The following is a 243-nucleotide window of genomic DNA, read 5'->3' on the forward strand; positions in this document are numbered from 1 at the left end:
AATAGATTTTTAAAAACACCTTGGTATCAAAACTTGGGCGACCTTCGGTTTTTAATACTCTGGGTGTAAATCCTATTTTCTCTAAATCGATACTGTTAACAAAAGCATCTATAAATCGAACTGGATTGTCCTGACTGATGGTATCTTCTAGACTGCTTACTTGTAGCTGGTTGCGAGCTATTCCTTGTATATGTTGCATCACTAAAAATAATGAATTTATCTTTTTCTTACAACTATTTTACT

The 243-nt window shown here is 32.9% G+C and carries 1 pseudogene; it reads right to left on the minus strand.

Annotated features, from left to right (window positions below):
• Positions 1–199 (minus strand): annotated as a pseudogene (locus G6042_RS00165) (IS1182 family transposase); the annotation flags it as partial.
• Positions 200–243 lie beyond the last annotated feature (44 nt).

The organism is Flavobacterium solisilvae (assembly GCF_012911605.1).
GTDB lineage: Bacteria > Bacteroidota > Bacteroidia > Flavobacteriales > Flavobacteriaceae > Flavobacterium > Flavobacterium solisilvae.